Raw genomic sequence first — 26,915 nt, forward strand, 5'->3', positions numbered from 1 at the left:
CCTGTCGATGACCGCCGCACCGGAGAGTTTCCGCTCGCCCGAGGGCGGGTGGACGACCGACGACCTCGACGGGTTGCCCGACGAAGGCCGTCGCCGCTTCGAACTCCTGGACGGAAACCTGATCATGTCGCCCTCCCCCACGCGACTGCACCAGTCCATCGCCCTCATGCTTGGCGCTGCGCTGAACGAGACCTGTCCCCCCGACCTCGACGTAACCCAAGGCGTCGAAGTGCGCATGTCCCGTCGACGGTCCTTCATTCCAGACCTGCTGGTCACCGAACTCGACGCGTCCCTCCGCAACCCGGCCAAGTATCAGCCGAACGAGGTGCTGCTGGTGGTGGAGATCGTCTCCGAGGGGTCGCGAAGCATCGATCGTGTGCTCAAGCCCACCGTGTATGCCGAGGCAGACATTCCTTACTTCTGGCGGATCGAGACCGAAGCCGGCATCGAGGTCCACGCCTACAAGCTGGATCCGGTCAAGCAGGTCTACGTCGAGCAGGCCCGGATGACCGACGGCATCCTGCTGCCCGAGCCGTGGGAGATCGACATTCCGCTGGCTCGGATCACGCCCCGGGGCCGGTGAGTGGGGGCAGCATCTCCACGCCGAGCTGCTGGAGCACCTGGAACAGCTCGTTGACGCTCCACACGTCGACGATCCGCCCCGCGTCGTCGAAGCGCAGGAACGACGCCCCGGAATAGCTGACCACCCGGCCGGTCGGTGGCACCGGGCCGAACTGCCCGGCCTGGGTGCCGGCCGCCCGCCAGTGCACCGCGACCCGCCCACCGCCGGCCACCACCTCGACGATCTTGTAGCGCAGGTCGGGGAACGACGCCCGCCGGTCCCGGTGCCACGCAAGCGTCGCCTCCGGCCCGGTGCCGCCCAGCCCCGGGCAGTCCGGGGCCACCAGCTCGTACGCGCTCTCCTCGCGGCCGGCGTTCCACACGTCGGCGATGAAGCGTCGGGCCGCCGCCTCCACATCGGTCACGGCCGGCAGCCTATGCCCCCGGGTGAGCCGCTCGACCTGCCGGGACCGGCCGGAGCGACCATGATGGGAACGGAACTCAACTCGGAGGTGGGCGTGGGCGGCAGCGACGACGAGGTCCTCGACCGGACCGGCGGCAAGTACGTGGAACCGGGCGGCGAGTTCACCCGGGACCAGCGATACATCGCCACCCGGATCACCGCGGACGGGCGGGACGGCTGGCCGGTGGAGCCGGGCCGCTACCGGCTGGCGGTCAGCCGCGCCTGCCCGTGGGCGAACCGGCTGATCATCGTACGCCGGCTGCTCGGGCTGGAGGACGCCATCTCGCAGGCCGTGGCCGGACCCACCCACGACAGGCGGAGCTGGACGTTCGACCTGGACCCGGGCGGCAAGGACCCGGTGCTCGGCATCGAACGGCTCGCCGACGCCTACTTCGCCCGGTTCCCCGGCTACGAGCGGGGCATCACCGTGCCGGCGCTTGTCGACGTGCCCACCGGGCAGGTGGTGACGAACGACTACGCGCAGATGAGCCTGGACCTGTCCACCGAGTGGACCGCATACCACCGGCCGGGCGCGCCGGAGCTGTACCCGGAGCGGCTGCGCGCCGAGATCGACGAGGTCAACGCCGTCGTCTTCGCGGACGTCAACAACGGCGTCTACAGGTGCGGCTTCGCCGGCAGCCAGGAGGCGTACGACAAGGCGTACCACCGGCTCTTCGACCGGCTGGACTGGTTGGGCGAACGGCTGGCCGGGCAGCGCTACCTGGTCGGCGACACGATCACCGAGGCGGACGTGCGGCTGTTCACCACGCTTGTGCGCTTCGACCCGGTCTATCACGGGCACTTCAAGTGCAACAGGCAGAAGCTGAGCGAGATGCCGGTGCTGTGGGCGTACGCGCGGGACCTGTTCCAGACGCCCGGCTTCGGCGACACGATCGACTTCGACCACATCAAGCGGCACTACTACGAGGTCCACCGGGACATCAACCCGACCGGCATCGTGCCGCTCGGCCCCGACCTGGCGAACTGGCTCACCCCGCACGGCCGCGAGGAGTTGGGCGGTCGCCCGTTCGGCGACGGCACCCCGCCCCCGCCGCCACCCGCCGAGGAGCGCGTCGAGCCCACCCACACCCCGCTGCGCTGACGTGTTAAGCGGGGCCCCTTCCTCTACCGGAAACGTTAAAAGGGGGCCCCGCCTTACATCGCCAGGCGGATGCCTACGGTGAGCACCAACTGGGCGAGGGCGAGCGGCACCAGGACCAGCCAGCAGAGGCGCTGGAGCTGGTCCTCGCGCAGGCGGGGGTAGCTCACCCGGAGCCAGATGATCACGAACGCCACGGCGAACACCTTGAGCAGCGTCCACAGCCAGCCGAGCTGCGCGTCGGCGAACGGGCCCTGCCAGCCGCCCAGGAACAACACCGTGGTCAGCGCCGCGATCACCACGATGCCGACGTACTCGGCGAGCAGGAAGAACGCGAAGCGCAGCCCGGTGTACTCGGTCATGTAGCCGAAGACCAGCTCGGAGTCGGCCACCGGCATGTCGAACGGCGGGCGGCGGATCTCGGCCAGCCCGGCCACGAAGAAGATCACCATGGCGGGCGCCTGCCAGAGGAGCCACCACGGGCGCCACGCCTCGACGATGCCGCTCAGGCTGAGCGTGCCCGCCGCCATCGCCACCGACGCGGCGGCCAGCACCAGCGGCAGCTCGTACCCGAGTAGCTGGGCCGCGCCGCGCAGCCCGCCGAGCAGGCTGTACTTGTTGGCCGACGCCCAGGCCGACATGAGCACCGCCAGCACCCCGATGCCCACCACCGCCAGCACGAAGAACAGGCCGATGTCGAGCGGCTGGGCCACCAGGTCACCCGGGCCGAGCGGGATGACCAGCAGCACCAGCAGGTAGGGCACCAGCGCCACCGCCGGCGCCAGCCGGAACACCTGCCGGTCCGCCTCGCGCGGGGTGACGTCCTCCTTCTGCACGAACTTGATCCCGTCGGCGACGAGTTGCGCCCAGCCGTGGAAGCCGCCCGCGTACATCGGCCCGAGCCGGCCCTGCATGTGGGCCATCACCTTGTGTTCGGCCTGCCCGACGATCAGCGGCAGGGTGAGGAACGCGACGAGCACGCCGACGACGCGCAGGACCAACTCCAACCAGTCCGGCATCAGCTCTCCCCCGCCTCGGGCTCCGGGCGCGAGCCCGCCTCCGGCTCCGGGCGCGAGCCCGCCTCCGGCTCCGGGCGCGAGCCCGCCTCCGGCTCCGGCCCCGGGCGCGCCGGACGCCCGGACGGGGCCGGGCGGGCCGGGCGTTCGCGGGCCGGGCGGGCCGGCGTACCGCCGCGTGGGCCCTCGCCCGCCCCGGCCGCGCCGGCCGGCGTGGGCGTCGTCCCCCACTCCCCCGGCGCGGGCACGCCCGGCGGCCGGATCGGCCGCCGCCCGCCGCCGGCCTCGGACTCGCCCGGCTCCTTCGCGCCGGGCCACGGCTTGGCCACCCGCGAGGCGAGGACGAACTCCTTGCGCAGCGGGTGCCCCTCGAACTCCGGCGGCAGCAGCAGCGGGCGCAGCTCGCCGTGCCCGGCGAAGTCGATCCCGAACATCTCGTGGGTCTCCCGCTCGTGCCAGGCGGCGCCCGGAAAGACGTCGACCACGGACACGACGACCGGTGTGTCGCGGGGCACCCGGGTCCGCAGCAGCAGCCCGTGCCGGTGCCGGACCGACCAGAGGTGCGCGACCACGTCGAAGCCGTCGGCCAGCTCGTCCACCGCCGACAGCCAGTCCAGGAAGTCACACCCCAGCTCGGCGTCGTCGCGCGCCGCGCGCACCGCGTCCGCCCAGCTCGCCGGGGGTACGTCGACGGTGGCGCGGGCGTACCCCTGACCGCCGGAGACCGACGCGGTGGCCTCGACGGGCGCGAGCAGCGCGACCAACCGACGGCCCACCTCTTCCGGAGTCATGCGCTGATCCTATGGCCGACGGCTCCGGCCCGGGTCGGGCCGTCCGGGCCCGGATCCCCGCGTTGCCGAGCGGGTGGGCGGCCGGCGGGGAAAGATGAGGCTCGTGCGCGCTGTGACTGTGACCCCTGGTGTCCCTGACTCGCTACGCCTCACCGAGGACTGGCCCGAGCCGGCCCCCGAGGAGGGCGCGATCCTGGTCGAAGCGATGGCGGTGGGCGTCTGCGGCACCGACCAGGAGATCATCTCCGGGGAGTACGGGGAGGCGCCGCCGGGTCAGGAGCGGCTGGTGCTCGGGCACGAGTCGCTGGGTCGGGTGCTGGAGGACCCGACCGGCACGTTGCATCCCGGCGACCTGGTGGCCGGCGTGGTCCGTCGCCCCGACCCGGTCCCCTGCGCCAACTGCGCGGTGGACGAGTGGGACATGTGCCGCAACGGGCAGTACACCGAGCACGGCATCAAGGGGCTGCCCGGTTTCGCCCGGGACCGCTGGCGGCTGCAACCCAAGTTCGCCGTCGGGCTGAACCCGGCGCTGGAGTCGGTGGGCATGCTGCTGGAGCCGACGAGCGTGGTGGCGAAGGCGTGGGACCACATCGAGCGGATCGGCCGCCGGGCCGAGTGGAAGCCGAAGACCGCGCTGATCACCGGCGCCGGGCCGATCGGCCTGCTGGCCGCGTTGCTGGCCAGCCAGCGTGAGTTGTCCGTGCACGTGCTGGACCGCGCCACGACCGGCCCGAAGCCGGACCTGGTCCGTGCGCTCGGCGCGACCTACCACACCTCGACGGTCGCCGAGCTTGACCTGCAACCGGACGTGGTGGTCGAGTGCACCGGCGCGCCGCCCGTGGTGCTGGACGCGATGTGCAAGGCCGCCCCGAACGGCATCGTCTGCCTGACCGGTGTCTCCAGCGGCGGCCGGACGATCAACTTCGACGCGGGCGCGCTCAACCGGGAGCTGGTGCTGGAGAACAACGTGGTGTTCGGCTCGGTGAACGCCGGCCGCCGGCACTGGGAGCTGGCCGCCGAGGCGCTCGCCCGGGCCGACCAGTCGTGGCTGACGTCGCTCGTCACCCGCCGGGTGCCGGTCTCGGCGTACCGCGAGGCGTACGCCTCGACCGGCGACGACATCAAGGTGGTGCTGGACTTCACGCACTGAGCCGGGCGCTCAGATCCCTGGTAGCCGGCCGTTGCGGAACAGGTCCACGAAGAGCTGGTGGTCCTCGCGCGCCCGGACGCCGTAGCGGTGCGCGAAGTCGACCAGGTAGCCGACGAAACCGTCGGCGTCGGCATCCACCGCCGCCACGATCGACTCCTCGGTGGAGTAGTCGACCAGGTCGTGGCTGGACTCGTCGTCGGCCACCGAGTGCATCCGGGCCACCGCCCGGCCCAGGTCGGTGAGCACCCCGGCCAGGTCCTCGGGCTCGTTGACGTCGGCCCAGTCGAGGTCCGCCGCGTACGGGGAGACCTCGGCGACGAGCTGGCCGACGCCGTCCAGCTCGGTGAAGCCCAGCCACGGGTCGGCGTGCGCCTGCAACGCCCGCTGCGACTCGGCGGTGCGGTGCCCCTGGTGCCGGAAGTACGACCGGACCCGCTCGTCGTCGATGTGCCGGGCCACCGCCGGCACCTGGGCCTGCTTCATGTAGATGACGACGTCGTTCTCCAGCGCCTCGGTGTGCCCCTCCAGCAGGAGGTTGTACGACGGCAGCCCGGCCGAGCCGATGCCGACGCCCTTGCGCAGCACCACGTCCTTGATGCCGGCCGCCACCGGGCGGTGCCGGGTGGTCGACTCGGGCAGCGTGTCGAGGTAGTCGGCGAACGCGGCGCAGACCTGCTCGCGGGTCGCCGGGTCGATCTCGTGCACGCCGTCGCCGAGGGAGAAGCGGCGCTCGTAGTTGTCGACAGTGGTCTGCGCGGCGAGCAGGTCCACCCGGGTGCTCAGCCGGGCCTGCTGGAGCACCCGGCGTAGCACCCCGTCGGCGTTCTCCAGCGTGATCGAGCCGATCGCGTCGTCCCCGCCGGCCGCGATGGCCCGCAACTCGGCCAGGTACGACCGGGCGAAGCCGGTTACCAACTCGCCGATCACCCGGTCGGAGAGCGCCTTGGCGTAGCCGAGCAGGGCGACGCTGGCGGCGAAGCGCTTCAAGTCCCAGGTGAACGGCCCGACGTACGCCTCGTCGAAGTCGTTGACGTTGAACACGAGCCGGCCGGAGGCGTTCATGTAGGTGCCGAAGTTCTCCGCGTGCAGGTCGCCGTGCATCCACACCCGGCTGGTCCGGCCGTCGAGGAACCGGTCGCTGGCGAAGTCACCCCGCTGGTCGGCGTAGAACAGCGACGCGCTGCCCCGGTAGAACGCGAACGGCGAGGCGGCCATCTTGCGGAACTTCCGGCGGAACGCCAACGGGTCGATCGCCATCGACGCGCCGAACTCCTCGGTCAGCACGTCGACGATGAAGGCGGAACGCTTCTCCGGGGAGTCGGTCATGGTCCGCAGGCTAGCGTCGCCCCGCCACCGGGTCAGTCGGCCGGCGGGCGCACCGGGGGCGCGGTGAGCGCCTCGACCGGCCGGGGGGCCACGTCCGCCGGGGAGGCGAGCCGGTCCGGGCGGGGCACGCCGCCGACACCCGACTCCTCGGCGGCGATCTTCTCCTGGAGGCGGAGGATGCCGTGCAGCAGCGCCTCCGGGCGCGGTGGGCAGCCGGGCACGTAGACGTCGACCGGGATGAGCTGGTCGACGCCCTTGGTGACCGAGTAGGAGTCCCAGTAGGGACCGCCGCAGTTGGAGCAGGCGCCGAACGAGATCACGTATTTCGGTTCGGGCATCTGGTCGTAGAGCCGCTTGATCGCCGGGGCCATCTTGTCGGTGACCGTGCCGCTCACCACCATGAGGTCGGCCTGCCGGGGGCCGTGGGCGAACGGGATCACGCCGAGCCGCATGAAGTCGTGCCGGCCCATGCTCGTCGCGATGAACTCGATGGCGCAGCAGGCCAGGCCGAAGTTGAACACCCAGAGCGAGTAGCGGCGGCCCCAGTTGAGCACGAACCGGATCGGCTCGCCGAGCACGGCCGGCAACTGCACCTCGGGCCTCCCCCTGCTGTTGTCCCCGAACCGACAGTCAACCACAGCACCCCCGCGTCAACCCGCGCAACCGACGTGGGCGTCCGTACGTGTGACAGGTGTGACCGCGCCGGCGGGCACGTTTCACGGGGAGGACCAGATGACGGTGACGAGGGAGCCACGGCTCGACGATCCGCCACCGGAGGGAACGACAGGCGCACCAGACGGGTACCCGGCGGTCGACTTCGACGGCCTCTACCACGCCCACTTCCGGTCCCTGACCATCCAGCTCACCGCCTACTGCGGCGACCTGTCGCAGGCGCAGGACCTGGTGCAGGAGGCGTTCTGCCGGGCGTTCGCCCGTTGGTCCCGGGTGTCGCGCTACGACGACCCGGTGGCCTGGGTACGCCGGGTCGCCTGGAATCTGGCCACCAGCCGCTGGCGGCGGTTGCGGACGGCGCAGACCTGGCTGCACCGGCAGCGCGAGGAGCACGTGCCGGGGCCGGAGCCGGACCGCGTCGCGTTGACCGCCGCGCTGGGCCGGCTGCCCGCGAACCAGCGCCGCGCCGTGGTGCTGCACCACCTGGCCGACCTGAGCGTCTCGCAGATCGCGGCGCAGGAAGGCGTGCCGGAGGGCACCGTCAAGTCCTGGCTGCACCGGGGCCGGGCCGCGTTGGCCGCCCAGCTCTCTCCCACGAACGAGGTGAACCCGTCATGACTGACCCCGACGACGTGCTTGTGGGTGGCGAGTTCGCCGCCTTCCGTGCGGCGTACGCCCCGGTGGTCCAGCCGGCCGGGACGGCGGCGGTCCGGCGGACCGTCCGCCGGCGGCGTCGGCGTGCCGTGGTGCTCACCGCCGGGGCGGTGGTGCTCGCGGTGGCGATCCCGGTGGGCGCGAGCGGGGCCCTGCACCGGCGCGGCGGGCCGCCGCCGGAGCCCGCGCTGACCGCCGAGCCGACCCCGTCGGCGAGCGACCCCTCGCCGTCCCCGCCGGCCGTCTCCGCCAGCCCGAGCGCGACGAGCCCCACCCCGGCCGCGCCGGACGGCCGGATCAGCCGGGCCCAACTGCTGGCGGGCGACGTCGACCTGGTGGCCTGGGTCGGCGCGTGGATGCCGAAGACCTGCACCAGCCGGGACGTGCGTCTCGACCCGGGCCCGAATCCCATCACGAAGTCCGTGCCGGTGCTGCTCGGCGACCCGGCGTACGGCGACGTCGACGGCGACGGCGCCACCGAGACGGTCGCCCTGGTCGGCTGCCGCTACGGGGAGGCGTCGGCGAAACAGTTGCTCGCCTTCGACCGGGACCGGGCCGGGCAGGTGGTCACACTGGGTCGGGTGGTCGGCACGCACGAGGGCATGGACGACATCACCGACTTCTCGGTGCGGGCCGACGGCACGGTCCGGGCGTACGTGGCCGACATCCAGCCCTGCTGCGACACCCCGATGTGGAAGCCACGACACCAGTGGCGGACGTTCACCTGGGCCGGCGCGAAGTTCACCCAGACGGCCGGGCCGACGGCGTTCGGCCCGGACACCCGGTCGACGGACCTCACGTTGCGCCTCGGCGAGGTGGTCCTCACGACGCCGGACGCCAGCGGCGACCGGATCGCCACGGTGACCGCCACGGTGACGAACCGGGGCCCGGTGGACGTACCCCGGCTCGGCTTCTCCGGGTTCCGGCTCTACGACGTCGGCGGACCGGCCGGCGGCGTGCTGGAACGGTGCCGCGAGGTGCCCTCGGACAGCTCGGGCGCATGCGTCCTGGACGGCCTCGCGGCCGGCGCCCGGCGGACCTACACGTTCTCGTTCCACTACACGCCGGCTCCCGACGGCGACGCCGCCCTGCGGGTCATCCACTACGACGCGCAGGACCACTGGTGGGACGACCTGAAACCGAAGGACAACTCGGCCAGACTGCGCCCGGCGCAGTGACGGCGGTCGGGGACGGGCCGCCACCCGTCCCCACCGGTCACCAGGCCGGGCGCTGGAGCAGCCCGACGAACTCCGCCAGCAGCCGTTCCCGCAGCGCCGCCGGGGCGGCGTCGAGCAGCGTGTTGACCACCGCCATCCGCTCCGGCACACCGGTGCCGTCGCCCAGGCCGAGCCCGTCGGCCAGGCCGGCCACCAGGTCCGGGGTGAGCGCCTCCGGGGTGAGGCCGCCGGCCAGCGCCAGCAGGTCCGGCGGCAGCGCCACCGGGCCGGTGGCCCGGGCCGCGGCGACCGCGTCGGCGAGCACCGGCCCGAACTCGGGCACCCGGGGCGCCACCGCGGCGGTCACCGTGAGATGCACGCTTGCCGGCAGGTCGGCGTACCGGAGTTGGGGCTGGGTGTGCCAGCCGCGCGCGGTCAGCTCGTCGACGAGCACGAACAGGTCCAGCTTCGGATCGTCCGCGGTGAAACAGACCACTGTGGACTCCGGCTCGGCCATCAGCCGCAGGCCCTCGGTCGCCCGCACCGCGCCGGCCAGCCCGGCGACCGCGTCGCGGGTCGACGCGGCCAACCGCAGGTAGCCGTCCGCGCCGAGGTGGCGCAGGGTGGCGTAGGCCGCGGCGATCGGGCCGCCGGACCGGGTGGAGGCGATCACCGGGTTGACCATCGTGTAGCCGGGCCAGTCGGCGTACGCGAAGAACTGCGGGGCGCGCAGCGAGGGGTCCCGGTGCAGCAGCACCGACACCCCCTTCGGCGCGTACGCGTACTTGTGCAGGTCGACCGAGATCGAGGTGACCCCGGGCACGGCGAAGTCGAACGGCGGCACCGGCGCGCCGAGCCGGCGCAGCCAGGGCAGCGCCCAGCCGCCGAAGCAGGCGTCCACGTGACACCGCGTCCCGGCCGCCGCCGCACCGGCGGCGATCTCCGCCACCGGGTCGACGACCCCGTGCGCGTACGACGGGGCGGACGCGACCACGAGCACCGTCTCCGGACGGATCGCGGCGGTCATCGCGGCCACCTCCGGGCGCAGCGTCACCGGGTCGACGGGCACCGCGTCCAGTTTCACCCGCAGGTAGTGGGCCGCCTTGGCGAACGCGGCGTGCGCGCTGGCCGGCGCCACGATCCGTGGCTCGGCCAGGTCGGGGCGGGCGTCCCGGGCCGCCTTGACCGCCAGCAGCAGCGACTCGGTGCCGCCGCCGGTGACGCTGCCGACCACGTCCGGCGCGCCGGTGCCGGGGCCGCCGCCGAGCAGCCGGGCGGCGGCGGCGACGAGCGTGTTCTCCATCGCCAGCAGCGACGGGAAGGCGGTCGGGTCGAGGCCGTTGACGTGCGCGCTCTCCGCGTACGCGGCCTGGGCCAGCTCGTCCAGCCCGGCCACGCCGGGGTCGTAGACGTAGGCGAACAGCCGGCCGCCGTGCGTCGGGCGGTCGGTCGCCCGCAGTGCCCGGATCTCGTCCAGCACCTGCGCGGCGGGCAGCCCTTCGGCGGGCAGCGCGCCCGTCCCGGCCGTGTCGGTCATCTGGTGTTCCTCTCGGGACGGATCACGCCCGCGCCGACTGCGCGGCGGTGGCGGTCAGGTGGGCCGGGGTGAGCGTGTAGCCGCGCAGCAGCGCCACCGGGGCGGCCACCAGCAGGGCCGGCAGGACGGTGAAGCCGAGCAGCACACCGAGCCGGGCGGCGGCCGGTTGGGCGGCGGCGGACCCGGTCGACGAGGAGACGTAGCCGGAGAGCTGGAGCACCAGGCCGTAGATGCCCGGGCCCAGGGCCAGGCCGAACGTCTCCCCGGCGGTCCACAGCCCGGTGAACACGCCGGCCTGGCGGCGGCCGGTGCGCGCGGTGTCGTACGCGATGCAGTCCGGCAGCATGGCCAGCGCGAACACCTGCTGGCCGGCGTACCCGACGCCGATCAGCGCGACCACCGCGTACACCGCGGCGGCCGGCAGCGCGGGCGCGGCGACCAGGGCGAGCGCGCCGGCCGCGAAGAGCAGCGACGCGGCGACGAGCGACGTGCGCTTGCCGAGTCGGGCGCCGGCCCGGCTCCAGAGCGGCATGACCAGCAGGGCCGGCGCGACGAAGCAGGCGAACAGCAGCGTCGGGCCGCTGTCCGGCGCGCGCAGTACCTGGTCGGCGAAGTACTTCACGCCGGCCAGCACGGTGGCCACCCCGGCGGACTGGATCACGAAGCAGACCAGCAGCACCCGGAACGGCCGGTTGCGGCCGGCGACGGTGAGCTGGGCGCGCAGGCTCGGCTCGCTCTCCCCCGCCGTCCCGGCCGGCGCGGACCGGGTGCCCAGGAACGCGCCGACCGCGCCCACCACGATCAGCGCCGCGACGAACAGGCCCATCCACCGGTGGCCGGAGACGCCGTCGCCGCCGGCGGCCACCACCGCCGGGGCCACCGCGCCGGAGACCAGGATGGCGAGCGCCAGCACCGCGACCCGCCAGGTCATCAGCCGGGTACGCTCCGCCGGGTCGGCGGTCAGCTCGGCCGGCATGGCCACGTACGGCACCTGGAAGAACGCGAACGCGGTGGCGGTGGCCAGGAACGCGAGCGCCACGTACGCGGCGGCGGCCGGACCGGTCGCGAACGGCGCGGCGAAGATCGCGGCGAACAGCGCCGCCAGGGCCAGTCCGCCGCCGAGCAGGTAGGGCCGGCGGGCGCCCCAGCGGGAGCGGGTCCGGTCGGAGATCCGCCCGGCGACCGGGTTGACGAGCACGTCCCACGCCTTCGGCAGCAGCACCAGCAGCGCGGCCACGCCGGCCGCCACGCCCAACGTGTCGGTCAGGTAGGGCAGCAGGAGCAGCCCGGGCACGGTCCCGAACGCGCCGGTGACAAGGGAGCCCGACGCGTACCCGAGGTGCACCCGGCGGGGCAGGCCCGAAGCGGTCATGGAGCCGAATGCTACTCACGTTATGGCCGGGATCACATCCCGTCCGCCGGCTCGTCGGGCTCCCCGGGCCAGCCGGGCCCGCTGGGCTTCCCGGGCCCGCTGGGCTTCCCGGGCCCGCTGGGCTTCCCGGGTGACCAGGCAGCCGCCGCCAGGTCGACCCGCTCCCCCCGCAGCGGGCACCCCTCGGCGCGTAACCGGGCCCGGGCCTCCCGCTCGTGCCCCGGCGGGAGCCGACCGGCCGCGTTCACCACCCGGTGCCACGGCACCCCGCCACCGTGCCGGGCCATGATCGAACCGACGAGCCGTGCCGACGCCCGCCCCGACCGCTCGGCAAGCGCGTCGGCCACCGCCCCGTACGACATCACGCGCCCCGGCGGGATCCGCTCGACCAGCTCCAGCACCGCTTCGACGTACTCGTCAGGTGTCACGAGCTGCCACGATATGGGAACGGACCACGGGCCCGCGGACCGCGACGCGCAGAATGGTCGGGTGCGCGAAGCAGTCACCTCGGCCCGCCGGATCGTGGTCAAGATCGGTTCGTCCTCGCTGACCACCACCGCGGGCGGCCTGGACGACGTCCGGGTCGACGCGCTCGTCGACACGCTCGGCGCGCTCGTCGCCGCCGGGCGCGAGGTGGTGCTGGTCTCCTCCGGCGCGATCGCCGCCGGCCTCGCCCCGCTCCGGCTGCCCCGACGCCCGCGCGACCTGGCCACCCAGCAGGCCGCCGCCAGCGTCGGTCAGGGCCTGCTCATCGGGCGGTACGCGACCGCGTTCGCCAGGCACGGACGCACCGTCGGGCAGGTGCTGCTCACCGTCGACGACGTGACCCGACGGGCGCACTATCGCAACGCCTACCGGACCCTACGCAAGCTGCTCGACCTGCGGGCGGTGCCGATCGTCAACGAGAACGACACGGTGGCCACCGAGGAGATCCGGTTCGGCGACAACGACCGACTCGCCGCGCTCGTCGCCGCGCTCGTCGACGCGGACCTGCTGGTGCTCCTCTCCGACGTGGACGCGCTCTGGACGGGTGACCCGGCCCGCCCGGGCAGCACCCGGATCACCGAGGTGCACGGCGAGGGCGACCTGGCCGGCGTGAACGTCGGCGGGGTCGGCCGGGCCGGGGTGGGCACCGGCGGCATGGTCACCAAGGTCGAGGCGGCGCGGATCGCCACCGGCTTCGGCATCCCGGTGGTGCTCACCGCCGCCCCGCTGGCCGGGCCGGCGCTTGCCGGCGATCCGGTCGGCACGTTCTTCCACGCCAGCAGCCGGCGTCCCGCCGCCCGGCTGTTCTGGCTGGCGCACGCCACCGCGCCACGCGGCCGGCTGCACCTCGACCCGGGCGCGGTGCAGGCCGTGGTGGGCCGGCGCAAGTCGCTGCTGCCCGCCGGCATCACCGCCGTCGACGGCGCGTTCACCGCCGGGGACCCGGTGGACCTGGTCGACACCGCCGGCGCGCCGGTGGCCCGCGGCCTGGTCAACTACGACGCGGTGGAGCTGCCCGGCCTGCTCGGCCGCTCGACGTCGGAGCTGGCCGCGGCGCTGGGCCCGGCCTACGAACGCGAGGTAGTCCACCGCGACGACCTCGTCCTGCTGTAAGGCGGGGGCCCTTCTTAACGCATTCTGCATAAGAAGGGCCCCCGCCTAACACCTCTGCGAAGGAGAGCGCATCATGAGCGTCGTCGAGCAGGCCCGACGGGCCCGGGACGCGGCCGAGGCACTGGCGGCGGCCACCCGTACCACCAAGGACACCGCGCTGCACGCGATGGCCGACGCGCTCGTCGCGCGTACCCCGGAGATCCTGGCCGCGAACGCGACGGACCTGGCGGCCGGGCGCGACGCCGGGCTGAGCGCGGCCGTGCTGGACCGGCTCGCCCTCGACGAGGGCCGGGTGGCCGCCATCGCCGACGCGCTGCGCGAGATGGCCGCGCTGCCCGACCCGGTCGGCGAGGTGGTACGCGGCTCCACCCTGCCGAACGGGCTGGAGCTGCGCCAGGTCCGGGTGCCGTTCGGGGTGGTCGGCATCGTCTACGAGGGCCGGCCGAACGTCACAGTCGACGCCGCCGGCATCTGCCTGAAATCCGCCAACGCGGCACTGCTGCGCGGTTCGTCCTCGGCGGCGCACTCCAACGCGGCCCTGGTCACGGTGCTGCGCGACGCGGTCGCCGCGGCCGGCCTGCCGGCGGACGCGGTGCAGCTCGTCGACGCCGGCTCGCGCGAGTCGGTCAAGGAGCTGATGCGGGCCCGGGGCCTGGTCGACGTGCTGATCCCGCGCGGCGGCGCGTCGCTGATCCGCGCCGTGGTCGAGGAGTCGACCGTGCCGGTGATCGAGACCGGGGTGGGCAACTGCCACGTGTACGTGGACGCCGCCGCCGACCTCGACAAGGCGCTGGCGATCACGCTGAACGCCAAGACCCAACGCCTGTCCACCTGCAACACCGCCGAGTCGCTGCTGGTCCACCGGGCCGTCGCGGACGCCTTCCTGCCGCCGGTGCTGGCCGCGTTCGCCGACGCCGGGGTGACCGTGCACGGCACCGCCGAGGTGGCCGCCCACTCCGCCGCGGTGGTCCCGGCGACCGAGGAGGACTTCGGCACCGAATACCTGAGCGCCGACATCTCGGTCGCCGTGGTCGACTCGCTCGACGCGGCGGTCGCGCACATCCGGCGGTACGGCACCGGCCACACCGAGGCGATCGTCACCGACTCGCAACGGGCGGCGCGCGAGTTCGTGGCCCGGGTGGACGCCGCCGCCGTGATGGTCAACGCGTCGACCCGGTTCACCGACGGCGGCGAGTTCGGGTTCGGCGCGGAGATCGGCATCTCCACCCAGAAGCTGCACGCCCGCGGCCCGATGGGCCTGCCGGAGCTGACGAGCACCAAATACGTCGTCACCGGCGACGGCCACCTGCGCTGAACCGTCCCGCACGCCCCCGGGTTGTCCTCGGACGGCCGTGGCGGGGCGCCGGACGCCAGCTCGGTGAAGTGGCGGTGTCCGGCCGGCGGGAATGCCACCACCTCGCCGAGCTGGTGTCGATCATCGACCGAAACTCCCCACCCCACCCCACCCCACCCCATCCCACCCCGCCCTCCGCCGACCCTGCCCTCCGCCGATCATGAAGTTGGCAGCGCTCCAGGAGATCAACTTCGCCGCCAACTTCATGATCGCCGCCTTGCCCTCGGGAGAGAGGGGCTCGGGCTAGGCCGTTCGGTCGATCATGGACTTGTGGTGCCAGTGAATGCCGGAGTTGTCGGATATCGGAGCTGCCACAACTCCTAGATCGACGCGACCAGCGGAGATCTTGGAGGGAAGCGGCCCTTGGAGGGGCGCTTCGCTTCCAAGATCTCCGTCATGCGGGATCGAGGACTCCGGGATCGCTTGCTACGCCACTCGGAGGGGGCCTCCGGGGGGTGCCTCGGGCGGGTCGATCGAGGGCGGGTCGATCGAGGGCGGGTCGATCGAGGGCGGGTCGATCGAGGGCGGGTCGATCGAGGGCGGGTCGATCGAGGGCGGGTCGATCGAGGGCGGGTCGATCGAGGGCGGGTCGGTCCAGGCGGTGCCTGTCGCCCGCGGGATCGGAGGCGAGGCCGGGCCGGAAACGGAACCCGAGAACAGGTCAGGAACGGAACCCGAGAACAGGTCAGGAACGGAATCCGAGAACAGGTCGGAAACGTGACCGGAGAAGGGCTCGGGGCCGGAACCCGAGGGTTGGCCGAGGCCGGGGGCGGGGCTCGGGGGACGAGGCGTCGGCGTGTCGGGGGCGGGGCTCGGGGGACGAGGCGTCGGCGTGTCGGGGGCGGGGCTCGGGGGACGAGGCGTCGGCGTGTCGGGGGCGGGGCTCGGGGGGCGAGGCGTCGGCGCGTCGGGAGCGGAGCGCGGGGCCGGCAGGGCGGGCGGCGCGATGGTGCTCGGCAGCACGAACGGCGCGCCGGAGACCGGGGCCTCGAACGTGTTCGGGCGGCAGGCCCGGATCGCCCGCAGCGTGGTGTGCACGTCGAACTGGTGACCGTCGTCGCTGTCCCAGCCACCGTCGCTGCGCTGGGTCTCGGCCAGCCGCCGCCGCGCGGACACCAGCAGCCACTGCTCCTCGCCCACCTCCACCCGGCGCAGGGTGGCGGCGAGCCAGGCCACGTCGGCCGGGGACATCTCCGGGATCCGGTCGGCGAGCACCGCCTGGATCCGCGCCGACTCGTAGAACATCTGCTGACGGTGCAGCACGGCCGCGGCCAGCCACCCGGCCGGCAGGAACGACGGCCAGGTGCCGTCCGGCCCGAGCTGCGCGGCGAGCATGTGGGCCGCCGCCTGCACCACCCCGGCGTACGCCCCGCCGACCCGGTGGTCGAGCGGGCCGGCGGCGCGGGCGTCCAACCCGGCCACGGTGAGCCAGAAGCCGGCGCCGGCGGTCAGGTAGAACCGGGCTTCGGGATCGCCGGGCGTGGCCCACTCCGGCGCGAACCCGGCAAGCGACAGGTGCTCGTCCCAGCCGCCGTCGGCGAGTTGGCCGGCGGCCAGCCAGTCCAGCGCGTGCCGGGCGGCGGGGCGGCCGAGCGCGCCGAGGTCGTCCAGCTCGGACAGGCGGAAGCAGGTCGCGTCGACGGAGGCGACGTCGCCGTCGAGCACGGCGGGCCAGCCGCCGCCGGGGAGTTGGCCGGACTCCGCCGCGTCGAGCAGGTCCGGCGACACCGGCGTGCCGGTGCGCAACCGGGACAGGCGGGCGCGCTCCACCGTGTCACCGTGTGCCACGACGAACCCGATCGCCGCTTCCAGATCGACCACGGCGGTGACGCTACCTGCGCGGACGCGGTTACGCCTCGGTAGCTCGGCCAGGGTTTGGGCCGAACCGCCGGGCGGTCAGGGGCACAAGGCGCGAAAGCCCCATCACTCACGGACGTGAATGTTCGGTGAGTGATGGGGCCCCCGGGCGACTCAGTACGCGGGCAGCGACGGGTCGATCTGCTTGATCCAGGAGAGCACGCCGCCCTGCACGTGCACCGAGTCCTTGAACCCGGCCGCCTTCAGCGCGGCGAGCGCCTCGGCCGACCGGACGCCGGACTTGCAGTGCAGCACGATCTGCCGGTCCTGCGGGAGCTTCGCCAGCGCCTCGCCCGAGATGATCTCCCCCTTGGGGATCAGCGTCGAGCCGGGGATCCGGACGATCTCGTACTCGGCCGGCTCGCGCACGTCGACCAGGAAGATGTCCTTGCCGGCGTCCTGCCACTCCTTGAGCTCAAGCGCGGTGATGGTGGAGTCGACCACCGCCTCCTGCGCCTCCTCGGAGACCGCGCCGCAGAAGTCCTCGTAGTCCTCCAGCAGGTCGGTGACCGTGGGGTTCTCGCCGCAGAGCGCGCAGTTCGGGTCCTTCCGCACCTTGATCTTGCGGTAGCTCATCTCCAGGGCGTCGTACACCATCAGCCGGCCGACGAGCGGCTCGCCGATGCCGGCGAGCAGCTTGATCGCCTCGTTGACCTGGATCGAGCCGATGGAGGCGCAGAGCACGCCGAGCACGCCGCCCTCGGCGCAGGACGGGACCATGCCGGGCGGCGGCGGCTCCGGGTAGAGGCAGCGGTAGCAGGGGCCGTGCTCGGCCCAGAAGACCGACGCCTGGCCGTCGAAGCGGTAGATCGAACCCCAGACGTACGGCTTGCCGAGCAGCACGGCCGCGTCGTTGACCATGTAGCGGGTGGCGAAGTTGTCGGTGCCGTCGACGATCAGGTCGTACCCGGAGAAGATGTCCTTGACGTTCTCCCGGTCCAGCGCCGTGTTGTGGATCTCCACCTGGACCAGCGGGTTGATCTCGCGGATCGAGGCGGCGGCGGACTCGGCCTTGGACCGGCCGATGTCGGAGACGCCGTGGATGATCTGGCGCTGGAGGTTGGACTCGTCGACGGTGTCGAAGTCGATGATGCCGAGCGTGCCGACACCGGCGGCGGCGAGGTACATCAGGGCGGGCGAGCCGAGACCGCCGGCGCCGACACAGAGCACCCGGGCGTTCTTCAGCCGCTTCTGCCCCTCCACCCCGACGTCGGGGATGATCAGGTGGCGCGAGTAGCGGCGGATCTCGTCTACGGTCAGCTCGGCGGCGGGTTCGACGAGCGGGGGCAACGACACGGTGAACTCCCCGGGATCGGCGGTGGGACCGCGCCATTGTCGCTCGCGAAGGCGGGGATCGGCCATGACGAGGGACACCCGGCCCGAACTGCGGGACCGGGAATAACGTCAGACGCCGTCGGTCGGCTCGCCGGAGTAGCGGACCCCATCGACGTACGGCCAGGCGTTCGGCACGCAGCCGTCCAGCCCGTACGTCTGCTGCTGCATCACCGGGGCGGGGAGGCCGGGTGCGGGGCACGCCTGGTGCAGCTCGCCGAACTCGTGCCCGACCTCGTGGTTGATCACGTACGTCCGGTAGACGTCGAGCGGGGCGCCGTAGTCGGGCACCGCGGTCATCCAGCGCGCCAGGTTGAGCACGACCCGCCCGGGCAGGCGGCACGAGGTGTACCGCTCGGTGTGCAGGCCGCCCTCGGCGCACATCCGCTCGGAGGTGACCGGGGTGGCCAGATAGATGGTGAAGTCGGCGGCGGCGGCCTCGGGCACCCGTTGCACCCGCAGTTGCCCGGAGGCGATCCAGCTGCGCGGGTCGCCGAGCACCGAGTCGACGGTGGCGGCGAACCCGTCCGCGTCCTGCCCCGTACCCCGCTCGACCTCGACCCGGTAGCGGCGCAGCGGGCCGTCGTCGCCGCGTACCGCCGATCGTCCCTGGGCCACCGCGAAGGTGCCGGGGCCGGCGGTGGGATAGCCGGTCGGCGTCGGCCGGTGGTCGGTGTCGGCGTCCGGCATCAGGGTGGGCTCGGCGGCGAGCGGGACCCGCGCGGACCGCGCCGGCTCGCTCAGCCGGGTGATTCCCGCCGCGCCGCCGCCGGCCGCGAGCAGCATCGCCAGCAGCAGCACCGACCGTCGGCGGCGGCGGCGCATCCGGCGCAGCCCGGGGCGTTCCGGCGGAACGTACGTCATGACCTCAGCGTGCCACGCAATTCGGGCATTTAGCTGCTTTTGCCGCCCAAGCCGCGAATAACCTTCACAACGACGGTCCGGTGTACCGCTTCCCGTGCAGGTACGGCCACGGGTTCGGCCGGCATCCGTCGAGGAACAGGGTCTGCTGCTGCATCACCGGCGCGGCCCGACCCGCACCCGGGCACGCCTCGTGGTGGTGCCCGAGCTGATGCCCCACCTCGTGGTTGATCACGTAGAGCCGGTAGGCGTCGAGCGGCATTCCGGCCGCGACCAGGTGCGGCGCGGAGGTCCGCCACCGGTCCAGGTTGATCACCACCTTGCCGGGCAGCCGGCACGACGTGTATGGCACGCCGCCCTTGCGGATGTCGATCCCGCCCGCCCCGCACAGCCGGCCGGCGGTGTCCCGGGTGGCCAGATAGATCGTGAAGTCGTACCGGCCGCCCGGCGCGACCCGCCGCAACCGCAGCCGGCCGCCGTCCACCCAGCTCCCCGGACCGGCCAGAGCCCGTTGCACCGCGTCGCCGAAGGCAACCGCTTGCTCACCGGAACCGTTCTCCACCGCCACCCGGAAGCGGCGGACCGCCCCGGCCCGACCGAGCACGTCGCCGGCCCGGGCGTCGTACCCGAAACTGCCCCTGCCGTGGGAGGGCACCGGACCGGGCAGCGCCAGCACCGGCCCGGCCGGCGGGCTCGGCGACGGCGGGACGCTCGCCGACGGCTGCGCCGGGCCCGACGGCTGCGCCGGGCCCGGGGCCTGCGCCGCGAACCCGTCGGTGACCAGCTCGTCCGCGCCGGCCGGCGGAAGTCGCAACGCCACGCCGACGCCGACCGCCGCGGTAGCGAGAAACGCGCAGACCACGGCGACGGCACGCCATCGGTGGACGCGGGGCGTGAACCGCGCGGCGCGCGGACGGCGGAAGTTGGACATCCGGCTCAGCCTGCCACGTCGCGCCCGCATTCGCTCTCCGCCGTCCCGGCGACCAGGCCTTGGCCTGCGGTTACCGCCCGTTCGACCCCGGCGTGGCGACCTCCGGCACCTCCGGCACCTCGGCTGCCTCGACTGCCTCGGCCGCCAGGCCGGCGGCCCCCGGCGGGGACCCGGCCGGGGCCGCCTCGGCGAGCAACGCCAGCACCGCCCGCGCCACGGTCCGGGGCACCTCCAACTGCGCCACGTGCCCGACACCGTCGAGCATCAGCAGCCGGCTGTCCGGGATCACCCGGGCCGCCTGCGGTGCGACCCGCACGTCGACCAGGCGATCCTGCCGGCCACCCACCACGAGCGTGGGCACCCGCACCGCCGCGGCCTGCCGCCAGAGCGCGCCCGCGCCCGGCAGGTACGACCGCAGGAAGCTGCCGACAAGGCCCCGGAACGTGCGGACGTAGGCCGCCGCGTAGTGCGCCGCCTCGTACCGGATCCGGATCTCCTCGATCGCCTCCTGCCGGCGCTGCTCGCTGATCCGGGTCAGGTCCGCGACGCACGACTCCATCACCTGCTGCGCCATCGCCTCCGGAGCGAGCTGCGCGAGCCGCCAGGCAGCCAGTCGCTCCCCCCGGGGGATCACCAGCACCGGCAGCATCCGCCCCTGCAACGAACGCCGGAAGTCCAGGAACGGCAGGGCCGGCGAGATCAGCGTGAGCGTGCGGACCAGATCCGGGCGCGACGCCGCCACCCGCACCGCGACCGCGCCGCCCAGCGAGTTGCCGAACAGGTGCACCGGCCCCCGGTCGCTGTGCTCGATCCAGCGGACCACCCGGTCGGCGAAGGCCGGGATCGTGTAACGCCGCCCGGGCTCGCTGCGCCCGAAGCCGGGCAGGTCGATCGCCTGGCCGTCGAGCCGGCCCGCGAGCAGGCCGGCCAGGTCGGTCCAGTTCTGCGCGGAGCCGCCGAGGCCGTGCACGTACAGCGCCGGCTCGGCGTCGGGCGCGGCGGCCGGGGTGTCCCGGACGTGAACGAGCGTGCCGTCGAGCGGCACGTGCCGGCCGGGCCAGGGCGGCGGGACATGATGTGCGGGGAGGGCATGGTCCGGCCAGAGTGCGGCACGCTTCATGCCTCCAGTCTTCCCCGCACCGGCGCCCGCCGCACACTCCTCAGGCGAGCAGCGCCTCCAGGCGCCGGTTCACCGCCGCAAGCGTGGCCCGGACCACGGCCTGCCGCGGGTCGCCGGCCACGAGCGCCGAACCGGCCAACTGCTCCACCCAGCCGTCGCAGACCAGCAGCACCACCACGGTCGCCACCTCACAGTTGCCGAACGGCACCACGGCGGCGTGCTCCACGAAACACCGGCCCCGCTCGCCGGCCGGCGCCTCGCCGCCACCGAGCAGTTCGTCCACCGCGACGGCCGCGGCCACCGCGCAGAGCCGGAGCACGTACCCGTCGACGGCCGGCCCGGTCGCGTGCCCCTCGGCCGCCCGGTCCCCGGCCATCAGGCGGACCTCAGTGGTGGCGTCCAGCCCGAACGTGCTCACCAGCACGTGGTCGATCACCACCCGGGGCCCCGGCGCGCCGCCGGGGTCGAGCGGTCGCGACGGCGCGGTCTCCGTCGTGGTCATCTGCCCACCGGAGTACGAGGTGCCGAGCGTGACCGGGCTGCCTGTGGACATGCCGGTCGGCGCGGCGGCGAGCGAGGTGTCGTCCACCGTGGCCCGACCCCGGTGGGTGGCCTGCCGGCGGCGGCGCGGCGGCTCGCCGCCCGGCTCGGTCTCCTCGACCGGTACGTCGGCCGGTCGACCGGTACGCGACTCCCCCACGCCGAACCGGCCCTCGCCGGAGCCGTTCTCGGCCGGGCGGTTCGGCGTCGGCCGCTCCGCACCAACCCGCGCCGGCGCGTCGTCCTCGCCCCGACCGACCGCCCCCGCGACCCGCGCACCTGGCTGGTCGTCGGCGCGCGGCTGCGGCGTACCGGATCGGCTCTCGGCCAACTCGGCGAGCCGGTCGGCGCGCGGCGTCGCGGACCGGCGGCGGACCGGCGGCGGCGGTACGGGCGGCGCGCCGGGCAGGTTCTGCGGCGCGGCGGCCAGGCCCATCCGTTCCTGGAGCAGGCGGGCCACCAGCCGGCTCACGTCGGCCGGATCCGCGCCGTCGGCCAGGTCCAGCCGGAGGCTGTGCGCGCCGGCCGGGGTGCGGCGGAGCGCGGCGTCCCGGACGCCGGCGACCTCGCGGACGGCGTCCAGGATGGCATTGACGTCGAAGCCCTCGGGCCGCTCGCGCAACGGCGCGGGCTCGTCGTCGCGGCGTAGGTGGGTGGCGATGCGGGCGAGTTCGGGGGTCTCCGCGGACGGTTCCACGGCCGGCGGCTCCGGCACGATCGGCACATCCGGCTCGGCGGGGACGCGCTGCGGCAGCACCGCCGGGGCCGGTTCGGCCGACCGGTCCTCGGCGACCGTGCCGACGGCCGGCGGCTCGGGGGCGGACCGGCGGGCCGCGTAGGGCGGAGCGCTTGTCGGACGGGGTGCGACGGGCGGGTCGAAACGCCCCGTCCCACCCGTCGCGGGCACGGCGGAGAGGGGCGGGACACCGCCCGGCTCGGCGGTCGAGCGGTCCGGCACGCGGCGCGGCCCGTCGGCCGGCTCACCGGCGGCCCGGGCGGTCGGCGCGGGCGCGTACGCCGAATCGTCGGCGGTCGGGGCGTGCGCCGGCTCGTCGGCGGGCGGCCCGGGGGCGTACGCCGGCTCGTCGACGGCCGGGGCGTAGGCGGCGGGCGGCGGACCGGCGGGCGCCTCACGGGAGACCGGCGCGCCGGCCGGCTCGGGACGGGTGGCCCCGCCGAACGGGGTCACCGGCACCGGCGGCCCGGCCCAGGAGGGCCGCTCGGCGGGCGGCTCGTAACCCGGCCGCGGATCCTCGCGGGGCAGCCGGAACGGCCGGGTCGGCTCGGGGTGCGACGGCTCGTGACCGGCGGCCGACTCCGCGCGCAACGGCTCGTACGGCCGGACCGGCTCGGGCCGGGGCGGCTCGTAGCCGGCGGGCGGCTCGACGCGGGCCGGCTCGTACGGCCGCACCGGCTCGGGCGCCCACTCGGCGGCGCGGGCGGCGCGGCGACCGCTCGGTTCGTCGTCCCGGGGTCGCCGGTCGGCGGGATCGTCGTCGCGGGTCGCCCGGTGGCTGGCCGGCTCGTCGGTGCGGGCCCACGGCGGAGCCCAACCGTCACCCCAGCTCGCACGGTTCCAGGACGGGCCGGGCCGGGCCGGCTCGCCCCCCGTGGTCGGGTCGTCGGACCCGGCTCCCCGGGGGCCGGCGGCGGCCCGGGGATCGGCGCCTCGACTGTCGGTGGTGGCCGGCGGCCCCTCGGGCGGGCGCGGGTCGGCCGGGCGGTGCGCCGCCGGATCCGCCGGGACCTGGTCGGCATGGCCCGCGCCGGCGGCCGGCGGGTCGGCCGGGCCCCGGTCGGCCCAGCCGCGGCGGGACGACAGCGCGGGGTCGACGGTGGGCGCGTGGAAGCCCGGCGGCATCTCGAAGCCGGAGGCGGCGGCGCCGACCGGCGGCACCTGGAGCGCCGGGGGCGCGGAGGTCGGACCGCTCTCCGCCCACCGGGGGACCCGGCCGGCGGACGTGTCGTCCGAGGCGTGCCGGGAGCCGGCGGGGTCGGTCGGGTCGGGTTGCTGCTCGATCGCGGGCGCGGGGCGCGGGGCCGGCACGGCCAGCCGGTCGCCGTCGGTCTCCCGGGGCGGCTCCGCCACCGGCGGGGCACTGACCGGCGCCTGGCGGGTCACGGGCGACTCCTCCCCGGCGTGGCGCACGCCGTTGACGTGCCGGCCGTTGGCGTGGACCGGCGGCTCCCCGGCCACGTGACCGGGCAACGGGGCCGGCAGGTCGCCGTGTCGGGGCGAGGAGGCGGCCCAACCGCCACCCAGGTCGCTGTAGGGCCAACCGCCGGGCGCCGGAGCCCCGCGGGACCAGCCGTTCGCCGGGGGCGCCCAACCACCGCCGGTGCGGGCCGGGTCGTCCTGCTGGCCCGTCCCGTCGCCGTGCTCTCCCGGGGTGGGGGCTCCGGGTTGCCCTGTTTCACTCACCGCGCGCTCCTTGGTCGCCCCCGCTGAGGCTACCGTGTGGTGACAGTGGCGATAAGTTACAGCGGCGGGCCAATTCCGCGACGGGTTCACGAACCCGGTCCGGTTCGGGCGATACGTGCCGGCTCGACGCAGATACTCGGAGGTTCCCATGACCGCAGTGGGGAACGGTGCCCAGACCGCCGGCCGGCCCACCCGCCTGCCCCGCTCGGCGCGCCGTAAGCAACTGCTCGCCGCTGCTCAGGAGGTGTTCGTCGCGCACGGCTACCACGCTGCCGCGATGGACGACATCGCCGAGCGGGCCGGCGTCTCCAAGCCCGTTCTCTACCAGCACTTCCCCGGCAAGATGGAGCTCTACCTGGCGCTGCTGGACACGCACTGTGACGCCATCGTCGCCAAGGTGCACGACGCGATGCGCGGCACGCAGGACAACAAGGAGCGGGTCAGCGCCGCCGTGCGGGCATACTTCGACTTCGTCGACCACGAGAGCGAGGCGTTCCGCCTGGTCTTCGAGTCCGACCTGCGCAACGACCCGGCCGTGCGGCAGCGGGTCGAGCGGGTCGAGCAGGGCTGCATCGCGGCGATCACCGACACCATCATCTCGGACACCGGGGTGAGCCGGGCGCACGCCGAGCTGCTCGCCTCCGGCCTGGTCGGCGCGGCGGAGACGGCCGCCCAGTTCTGGCTGGCGGGCGGCCGGCAGGTGGCCAAGCCGGAGGCGGAGGCGCTTGTCGCGGCGCTGTCGTGGCGCGGCATCGCGAGCTTCCCGCTGCAGGGTGAGTCAGCCTGACCATCGCCCCGTCCGATCGGATAGCCTTCCCACGGTGGCTTTTTCGCCCCAGTTGAGGAGGCACAGTGGAGGTCAAGATCGGCGTGCAGTACGCGCCGCGGGAGCTGGTCCTGGAGAGCGCGCAGTCGCCGGCCGAGATCGAGCAGATCGTGACCGACGCCTTCGCCAGGAGTGAGGGCACGCTCTCCCTGACCGACGAGAAGGGCCGGCGGGTCATCGTGCCGGTCGGCAAGGTCGCGTACGTCGAGATCGCGGAGGCCTCGCCCCGCGCGGTCGGGTTCACCGTCCGCTGACCCACGTCGCACCGGTCGCCGTGGCGGGGGTCACCCGCCGCGGCCACCATCCCCCTCCATGTGACACAGGTCACATGAAGCGCCCCCCAGTGGCCCGCCGGCACCCGGAATCGGGACGCCCCGCGGGCTGTTCGGGGTAGGATGAAACAGTTGCCGTGGGCATCGACCTGGTCAGCCTCGCTGATCAGCACCGGTCCCCGGCGCGCGTGCGGCCCGGTCCGGCTCGGCGAAACCGCCCCCGACCGCGTGGCCCGCGCCAAACCGTCCGCGCCCTGAGGACATGAGGGGCGCACCACGAGAGGGCACCCCCACATCCACATGAGTGAGCAGATCTCGGGCCAGCCACTGGCCCCCACAGCTCCGGTCCCCCCGGAGGCACCCACGTTCGCCGACCTCGGCGCCCGCCAGGAGACCGTCGAGGCCCTGGCCGCCGCGGGCATCACCCGCGCCTTCGCGATCCAGGAGTACGCGCTGCCGATCGGCCTGCGCGGCGTCGACCTGATCGGGCAGGCCCCGACCGGCACCGGCAAGACGCTCGGCTTCGGCATCCCGCTGCTGGAGCGGGTCTTCGCCCCGTCCGAGGGGAGCGACGGCGTGCCGCAGGCACTCGTCGTCGTACCCACCCGCGAGCTGGGCATCCAGGTCGCCAAGGACCTCGACGCCGCCGGTCGCACCCGGGGCATCCGGGTGCTGCCGATCTACGGCGGCGTGGCGTACGAGCCGCAGATCGAGGCGCTGCGTAAGGGCGTCGAGATCCTGGTCGGCACGCCCGGCCGCCTGCTCGACCTGCAGAAGCAGAAGCACCTGCGGCTCGACCGGGTCCGCGCGCTCGTCCTCGACGAGGCCGACCGGATGCTCGACCTGGGCTTCCTGGACGACGTCGAGAAGATCCTCGCGATGCTGCCGGAAGACCGGCAGACGATGCTCTTCTCGGCCACCATGCCCGACCCGATCGTCGCGCTGTCCCGACGCTTCCTGCGCCGGCCGGTGACCATCCACGCCGGGCACACCGCCGAGACGGGCCCGTCGCCGCAGACCCAGCAGCTCGCCTACCGCACTCACTCGATGAACAAGGTCGAGATCGTGGCGCGGATCCTCCAGGCCGAGGGGCGCGGGCTGACCATGATCTTCTGCCGCACCAAGCGGGCCGCCGACCGGGTCGCCGAGGACCTCGACTTCCGCGGCTTCGCCGTGGCGGCCGTGCACGGCGACCTGGGCCAGGGCGCCCGGGAGCGGGCGCTGCGGGCGTTCCGCGCCGGCAAGATCGACACGCTTGTCGCCACCGACGTGGCGGCCCGGGGCATCGACGTCACAGGCGTCACCCACGTGATCAATTACGACTGCCCCGAGGACCAGGACACCTACACCCACCGGATCGGCCGCACCGGCCGGGCCGGTGCGAGCGGTGTCGCGGTGACGTTCGTCGACTGGGACGACATGCCCCGCTGGCGGATCATCGACAAGACCCTCGGGCTGGACATGCCCGAGCCGCCGGAGACCTACCACACCTCCCCGCACCTCTACACCGACCTGGACATCTCCCGGGACGTCAGCGACACCCTGCCGACCGCCGAGCGCACCCGCGCCGGCCTCTCGGCCGAGGTCGAGGAAGACCTGGGCGGCGGTCGGTCGCGGCGGGACGGCCGACGCGGTGACAGCCGCGGCCGTGGCGGCGAGCGCGGTCGCGGTGACGGCCGCGGTCGCGGTGGCGAGGGCCGACGCGGTCGCGGCGGCGACACCGGCGGCGCACCCACCGACAGCGAGGCGACCACCGCCGGTGCGGACGAGGGCACCCGCACTCCGCGTCGGCGGCGCCGCCGACGGGCCGGCGAGACGGTGGCCGGCGAGCAGCCGACCGCAGTGATCACCGCCGAGGCCGAGCCCGCCGAGGCGGCCGCCACCGGCGAGGGCGAGACCGCCGCCAAGCCGCGCCGTCGCCGGCGCCGCCGTGGCGGCGGCTCCACCACCACGGCCGAGGCCGGCGCCACCCCCACCGACTGACTGACGCACACACCCGGCCC

General features: G+C 74.4%; 21 protein-coding genes and 3 pseudogenes. 10 read left to right on the plus strand and 14 right to left on the minus strand.

What is annotated here, in order from left to right; all coding sequences use genetic code 11:
* Window positions 1-7 precede the first annotated feature (7 nt).
* Window positions 8-583, plus strand: a complete 576-nt coding sequence (locus O7613_RS22050; protein WP_281586560.1) for a Uma2 family endonuclease — start codon at window positions 8-10, stop codon at window positions 581-583.
* Here the strand turns inward: O7613_RS22050 and O7613_RS22055 are convergent.
* Window positions 564-986 (minus strand): ester cyclase, encoded by a 423-nt coding sequence (locus O7613_RS22055; RefSeq protein ID WP_282289786.1) that lies wholly within the window; start codon window positions 984-986, stop codon window positions 564-566. The genes O7613_RS22050 and O7613_RS22055 overlap by 20 nt on opposite strands.
* Window positions 987-1,049: 63 nt before the next feature.
* On the opposite strand from O7613_RS22055, the gene O7613_RS22060 reads away from it, so the two are divergent.
* Complete coding sequence (locus O7613_RS22060) at window positions 1,050-2,126, plus strand: glutathione S-transferase C-terminal domain-containing protein (RefSeq protein ID WP_281590072.1); 1,077 nt, start codon at window positions 1,050-1,052, stop codon at window positions 2,124-2,126.
* Window positions 2,127-2,179: 53 nt separating this feature from the next.
* Here O7613_RS22060 and nuoH read toward each other — a convergent pair whose 3' ends face one another.
* Both nuoH and O7613_RS22070 read right to left on the minus strand, forming a co-directional pair.
* Window positions 2,180-3,142 carry an NADH-quinone oxidoreductase subunit NuoH gene (gene nuoH, locus O7613_RS22065; protein ID WP_282289787.1) on the minus strand — a complete coding sequence of 321 codons (963 nt, stop codon included), beginning with the start codon at window positions 3,140-3,142 and terminating at the stop codon, window positions 2,180-2,182.
* Window positions 3,142-3,930 (minus strand): NADH-quinone oxidoreductase subunit C, encoded by a 789-nt coding sequence (locus tag O7613_RS22070; RefSeq protein ID WP_282289788.1) that lies wholly within the window; start codon window positions 3,928-3,930, stop codon window positions 3,142-3,144. The genes nuoH and O7613_RS22070 overlap by 1 nt, the downstream gene beginning before the upstream one ends.
* 103 nt (window positions 3,931-4,033) lie before the next feature.
* On the opposite strand from O7613_RS22070, the gene O7613_RS22075 reads away from it, so the two are divergent.
* Window positions 4,034-5,080, plus strand: coding sequence for a glucose 1-dehydrogenase (locus tag O7613_RS22075; protein ID WP_281586556.1), 1,047 nt, complete (start codon window positions 4,034-4,036; stop codon window positions 5,078-5,080).
* A gap of 9 nt (window positions 5,081-5,089) precedes the next feature.
* Here the strand turns inward: O7613_RS22075 and O7613_RS22080 are convergent, their stop codons facing one another.
* Both O7613_RS22080 and O7613_RS22085 read right to left on the minus strand, forming a co-directional pair.
* Complete coding sequence (locus tag O7613_RS22080) at window positions 5,090-6,406, minus strand: DUF2252 domain-containing protein (RefSeq protein WP_282289789.1); 1,317 nt, start codon at window positions 6,404-6,406, stop codon at window positions 5,090-5,092.
* A 32-nt stretch (window positions 6,407-6,438) separates the two neighbouring features.
* Window positions 6,439-6,999: an NADH-quinone oxidoreductase subunit B gene (locus O7613_RS22085; RefSeq protein WP_282289790.1), complete on the minus strand. Its 561-nt coding sequence runs from the start codon at window positions 6,997-6,999 to the stop codon at window positions 6,439-6,441.
* 139 nt (window positions 7,000-7,138) lie between these two features.
* Between O7613_RS22085 and O7613_RS22090 the strand changes: the two genes are divergently transcribed.
* Together O7613_RS22090 and O7613_RS22095 are read left to right on the plus strand one after the other, a co-directional pair.
* On the plus strand, window positions 7,139-7,696 hold the full coding sequence (locus O7613_RS22090; protein ID WP_281586553.1) for a SigE family RNA polymerase sigma factor: 558 nt from the start codon (window positions 7,139-7,141) through the stop codon (window positions 7,694-7,696).
* On the plus strand, window positions 7,693-8,910 hold the full coding sequence (locus O7613_RS22095; protein ID WP_282289791.1) for a hypothetical protein: 1,218 nt from the start codon (window positions 7,693-7,695) through the stop codon (window positions 8,908-8,910). Before O7613_RS22090 ends, O7613_RS22095 begins: the two co-directional genes overlap by 4 nt.
* 37 nt (window positions 8,911-8,947) lie before the next feature.
* Here the strand turns inward: O7613_RS22095 and O7613_RS22100 are convergent, their stop codons facing one another.
* The 3 genes and pseudogenes from O7613_RS22100 to O7613_RS22110 form a co-directional block, all read right to left on the minus strand.
* Complete coding sequence (locus O7613_RS22100; protein WP_282289792.1) at window positions 8,948-10,426, minus strand: aminotransferase class V-fold PLP-dependent enzyme; 1,479 nt, start codon at window positions 10,424-10,426, stop codon at window positions 8,948-8,950.
* 22 nt (window positions 10,427-10,448) lie between these two features.
* Window positions 10,449-11,940 (minus strand): annotated as a pseudogene (locus O7613_RS22105) (MFS transporter).
* A pseudogene (locus tag O7613_RS22110) lies at window positions 11,927-12,226 on the minus strand (MGMT family protein); the annotation flags it as partial. The pseudogenes O7613_RS22105 and O7613_RS22110, both read right to left, overlap by 14 nt.
* Before the next feature lie 61 nt (window positions 12,227-12,287).
* Here O7613_RS22110 and proB point away from each other — a divergent pair.
* Together proB and O7613_RS22120 are read left to right on the plus strand one after the other, a co-directional pair.
* Window positions 12,288-13,397 carry a glutamate 5-kinase gene (gene proB / locus O7613_RS22115; protein ID WP_281586550.1) on the plus strand — a complete coding sequence of 370 codons (1,110 nt, stop codon included), beginning with the start codon at window positions 12,288-12,290 and terminating at the stop codon, window positions 13,395-13,397.
* A gap of 73 nt (window positions 13,398-13,470) precedes the next feature.
* The gene (locus tag O7613_RS22120) at window positions 13,471-14,712 is read left to right on the plus strand and encodes a glutamate-5-semialdehyde dehydrogenase (protein ID WP_282289793.1); all 1,242 of its coding nucleotides are present in this window, start codon (window positions 13,471-13,473) and stop codon (window positions 14,710-14,712) included.
* 1,041 nt (window positions 14,713-15,753) lie between these two features.
* Here O7613_RS22120 and O7613_RS30820 read toward each other — a convergent pair.
* From O7613_RS30820 to O7613_RS22150, 6 genes and pseudogenes are all read right to left on the minus strand, one after another.
* Window positions 15,754-16,623 (minus strand): annotated as a pseudogene (locus tag O7613_RS30820) (hypothetical protein); the annotation flags it as partial.
* Between the two features lie 99 nt (window positions 16,624-16,722).
* Window positions 16,723-17,970: an adenylyltransferase/sulfurtransferase MoeZ gene (moeZ, locus tag O7613_RS22130; RefSeq protein ID WP_281586547.1), complete on the minus strand. Its 1,248-nt coding sequence runs from the start codon at window positions 17,968-17,970 to the stop codon at window positions 16,723-16,725.
* A gap of 42 nt (window positions 17,971-18,012) precedes the next feature.
* Window positions 18,013-18,804 (minus strand): DUF3152 domain-containing protein, encoded by a 792-nt coding sequence (locus tag O7613_RS22135; RefSeq protein ID WP_281586546.1) that lies wholly within the window; start codon window positions 18,802-18,804, stop codon window positions 18,013-18,015.
* A 64-nt stretch (window positions 18,805-18,868) separates the two neighbouring features.
* Window positions 18,869-19,732 (minus strand): DUF3152 domain-containing protein, encoded by an 864-nt coding sequence (locus O7613_RS22140; protein WP_282289795.1) that lies wholly within the window; start codon window positions 19,730-19,732, stop codon window positions 18,869-18,871.
* Window positions 19,733-19,802: 70 nt separating this feature from the next.
* Window positions 19,803-20,852, minus strand: a complete 1,050-nt coding sequence (locus O7613_RS22145; RefSeq protein ID WP_282289796.1) for an alpha/beta hydrolase — start codon at window positions 20,850-20,852, stop codon at window positions 19,803-19,805.
* Between the two features lie 40 nt (window positions 20,853-20,892).
* Window positions 20,893-23,814 carry a hypothetical protein gene (locus tag O7613_RS22150; protein ID WP_282289797.1) on the minus strand — a complete coding sequence of 974 codons (2,922 nt, stop codon included), beginning with the start codon at window positions 23,812-23,814 and terminating at the stop codon, window positions 20,893-20,895.
* A gap of 148 nt (window positions 23,815-23,962) precedes the next feature.
* Here O7613_RS22150 and O7613_RS22155 point away from each other — a divergent pair, with 148 nt between their 5' ends.
* The 3 genes from O7613_RS22155 to O7613_RS22165 all read left to right on the plus strand — a co-directional run bounded on the left by O7613_RS22155 (window position 23,963) and on the right by O7613_RS22165 (window position 26,895).
* The gene (locus O7613_RS22155) at window positions 23,963-24,601 is read left to right on the plus strand and encodes a TetR/AcrR family transcriptional regulator (protein WP_282289798.1); all 639 of its coding nucleotides are present in this window, start codon (window positions 23,963-23,965) and stop codon (window positions 24,599-24,601) included.
* A 65-nt stretch (window positions 24,602-24,666) separates the two neighbouring features.
* Window positions 24,667-24,894 (plus strand): DUF3107 domain-containing protein, encoded by a 228-nt coding sequence (locus O7613_RS22160; protein ID WP_030502928.1) that lies wholly within the window; start codon window positions 24,667-24,669, stop codon window positions 24,892-24,894.
* A 318-nt stretch (window positions 24,895-25,212) separates the two neighbouring features.
* Window positions 25,213-26,895, plus strand: a complete 1,683-nt coding sequence (locus O7613_RS22165; RefSeq protein ID WP_281586542.1) for a DEAD/DEAH box helicase — start codon at window positions 25,213-25,215, stop codon at window positions 26,893-26,895.
* Window positions 26,896-26,915 lie beyond the last annotated feature (20 nt).

Origin of the sequence: Micromonospora sp. WMMD975, from assembly GCF_029581215.1 — a bacterium.
Taxonomy (GTDB): domain Bacteria; phylum Actinomycetota; class Actinomycetes; order Mycobacteriales; family Micromonosporaceae; genus Micromonospora.

Bases quoted from the DNA above. Each gene is read 5' to 3' on its own strand.
- O7613_RS22145 (WP_282289796.1), bottom strand. From the start codon at position 20,852: ATGAAGCGTGCCGCACTCTGGCCGGACCATGCCCTCCCCGCACATCAT.
- nuoH (WP_282289787.1), bottom strand. From the start codon at position 3,142: ATGCCGGACTGGTTGGAGTTGGTCCTGCGCGTCGTCGGCGTGCTCGTC.
- O7613_RS22060 (WP_281590072.1), top strand. From the start codon at position 1,050: ATGGGAACGGAACTCAACTCGGAGGTGGGCGTGGGCGGCAGCGACGAC.
- O7613_RS22050 (WP_281586560.1), top strand. From the start codon at position 8: ATGACCGCCGCACCGGAGAGTTTCCGCTCGCCCGAGGGCGGGTGGACG.
- O7613_RS22135 (WP_281586546.1), bottom strand. From the start codon at position 18,804: ATGACGTACGTTCCGCCGGAACGCCCCGGGCTGCGCCGGATGCGCCGC.
- O7613_RS22155 (WP_282289798.1), top strand. From the start codon at position 23,963: ATGACCGCAGTGGGGAACGGTGCCCAGACCGCCGGCCGGCCCACCCGC.
- O7613_RS22165 (WP_281586542.1), top strand. From the start codon at position 25,213: ATGAGTGAGCAGATCTCGGGCCAGCCACTGGCCCCCACAGCTCCGGTC.
- O7613_RS22080 (WP_282289789.1), bottom strand. From the start codon at position 6,406: ATGACCGACTCCCCGGAGAAGCGTTCCGCCTTCATCGTCGACGTGCTG.
- O7613_RS22095 (WP_282289791.1), top strand. From the start codon at position 7,693: ATGACTGACCCCGACGACGTGCTTGTGGGTGGCGAGTTCGCCGCCTTC.
- O7613_RS22140 (WP_282289795.1), bottom strand. From the start codon at position 19,732: ATGTCCAACTTCCGCCGTCCGCGCGCCGCGCGGTTCACGCCCCGCGTC.
- O7613_RS22120 (WP_282289793.1), top strand. From the start codon at position 13,471: ATGAGCGTCGTCGAGCAGGCCCGACGGGCCCGGGACGCGGCCGAGGCA.
- moeZ (WP_281586547.1), bottom strand. From the start codon at position 17,970: ATGGCCGATCCCCGCCTTCGCGAGCGACAATGGCGCGGTCCCACCGCC.
- O7613_RS22070 (WP_282289788.1), bottom strand. From the start codon at position 3,930: ATGACTCCGGAAGAGGTGGGCCGTCGGTTGGTCGCGCTGCTCGCGCCC.
- O7613_RS22100 (WP_282289792.1), bottom strand. From the start codon at position 10,426: ATGACCGACACGGCCGGGACGGGCGCGCTGCCCGCCGAAGGGCTGCCC.
- O7613_RS22090 (WP_281586553.1), top strand. From the start codon at position 7,139: ATGACGGTGACGAGGGAGCCACGGCTCGACGATCCGCCACCGGAGGGA.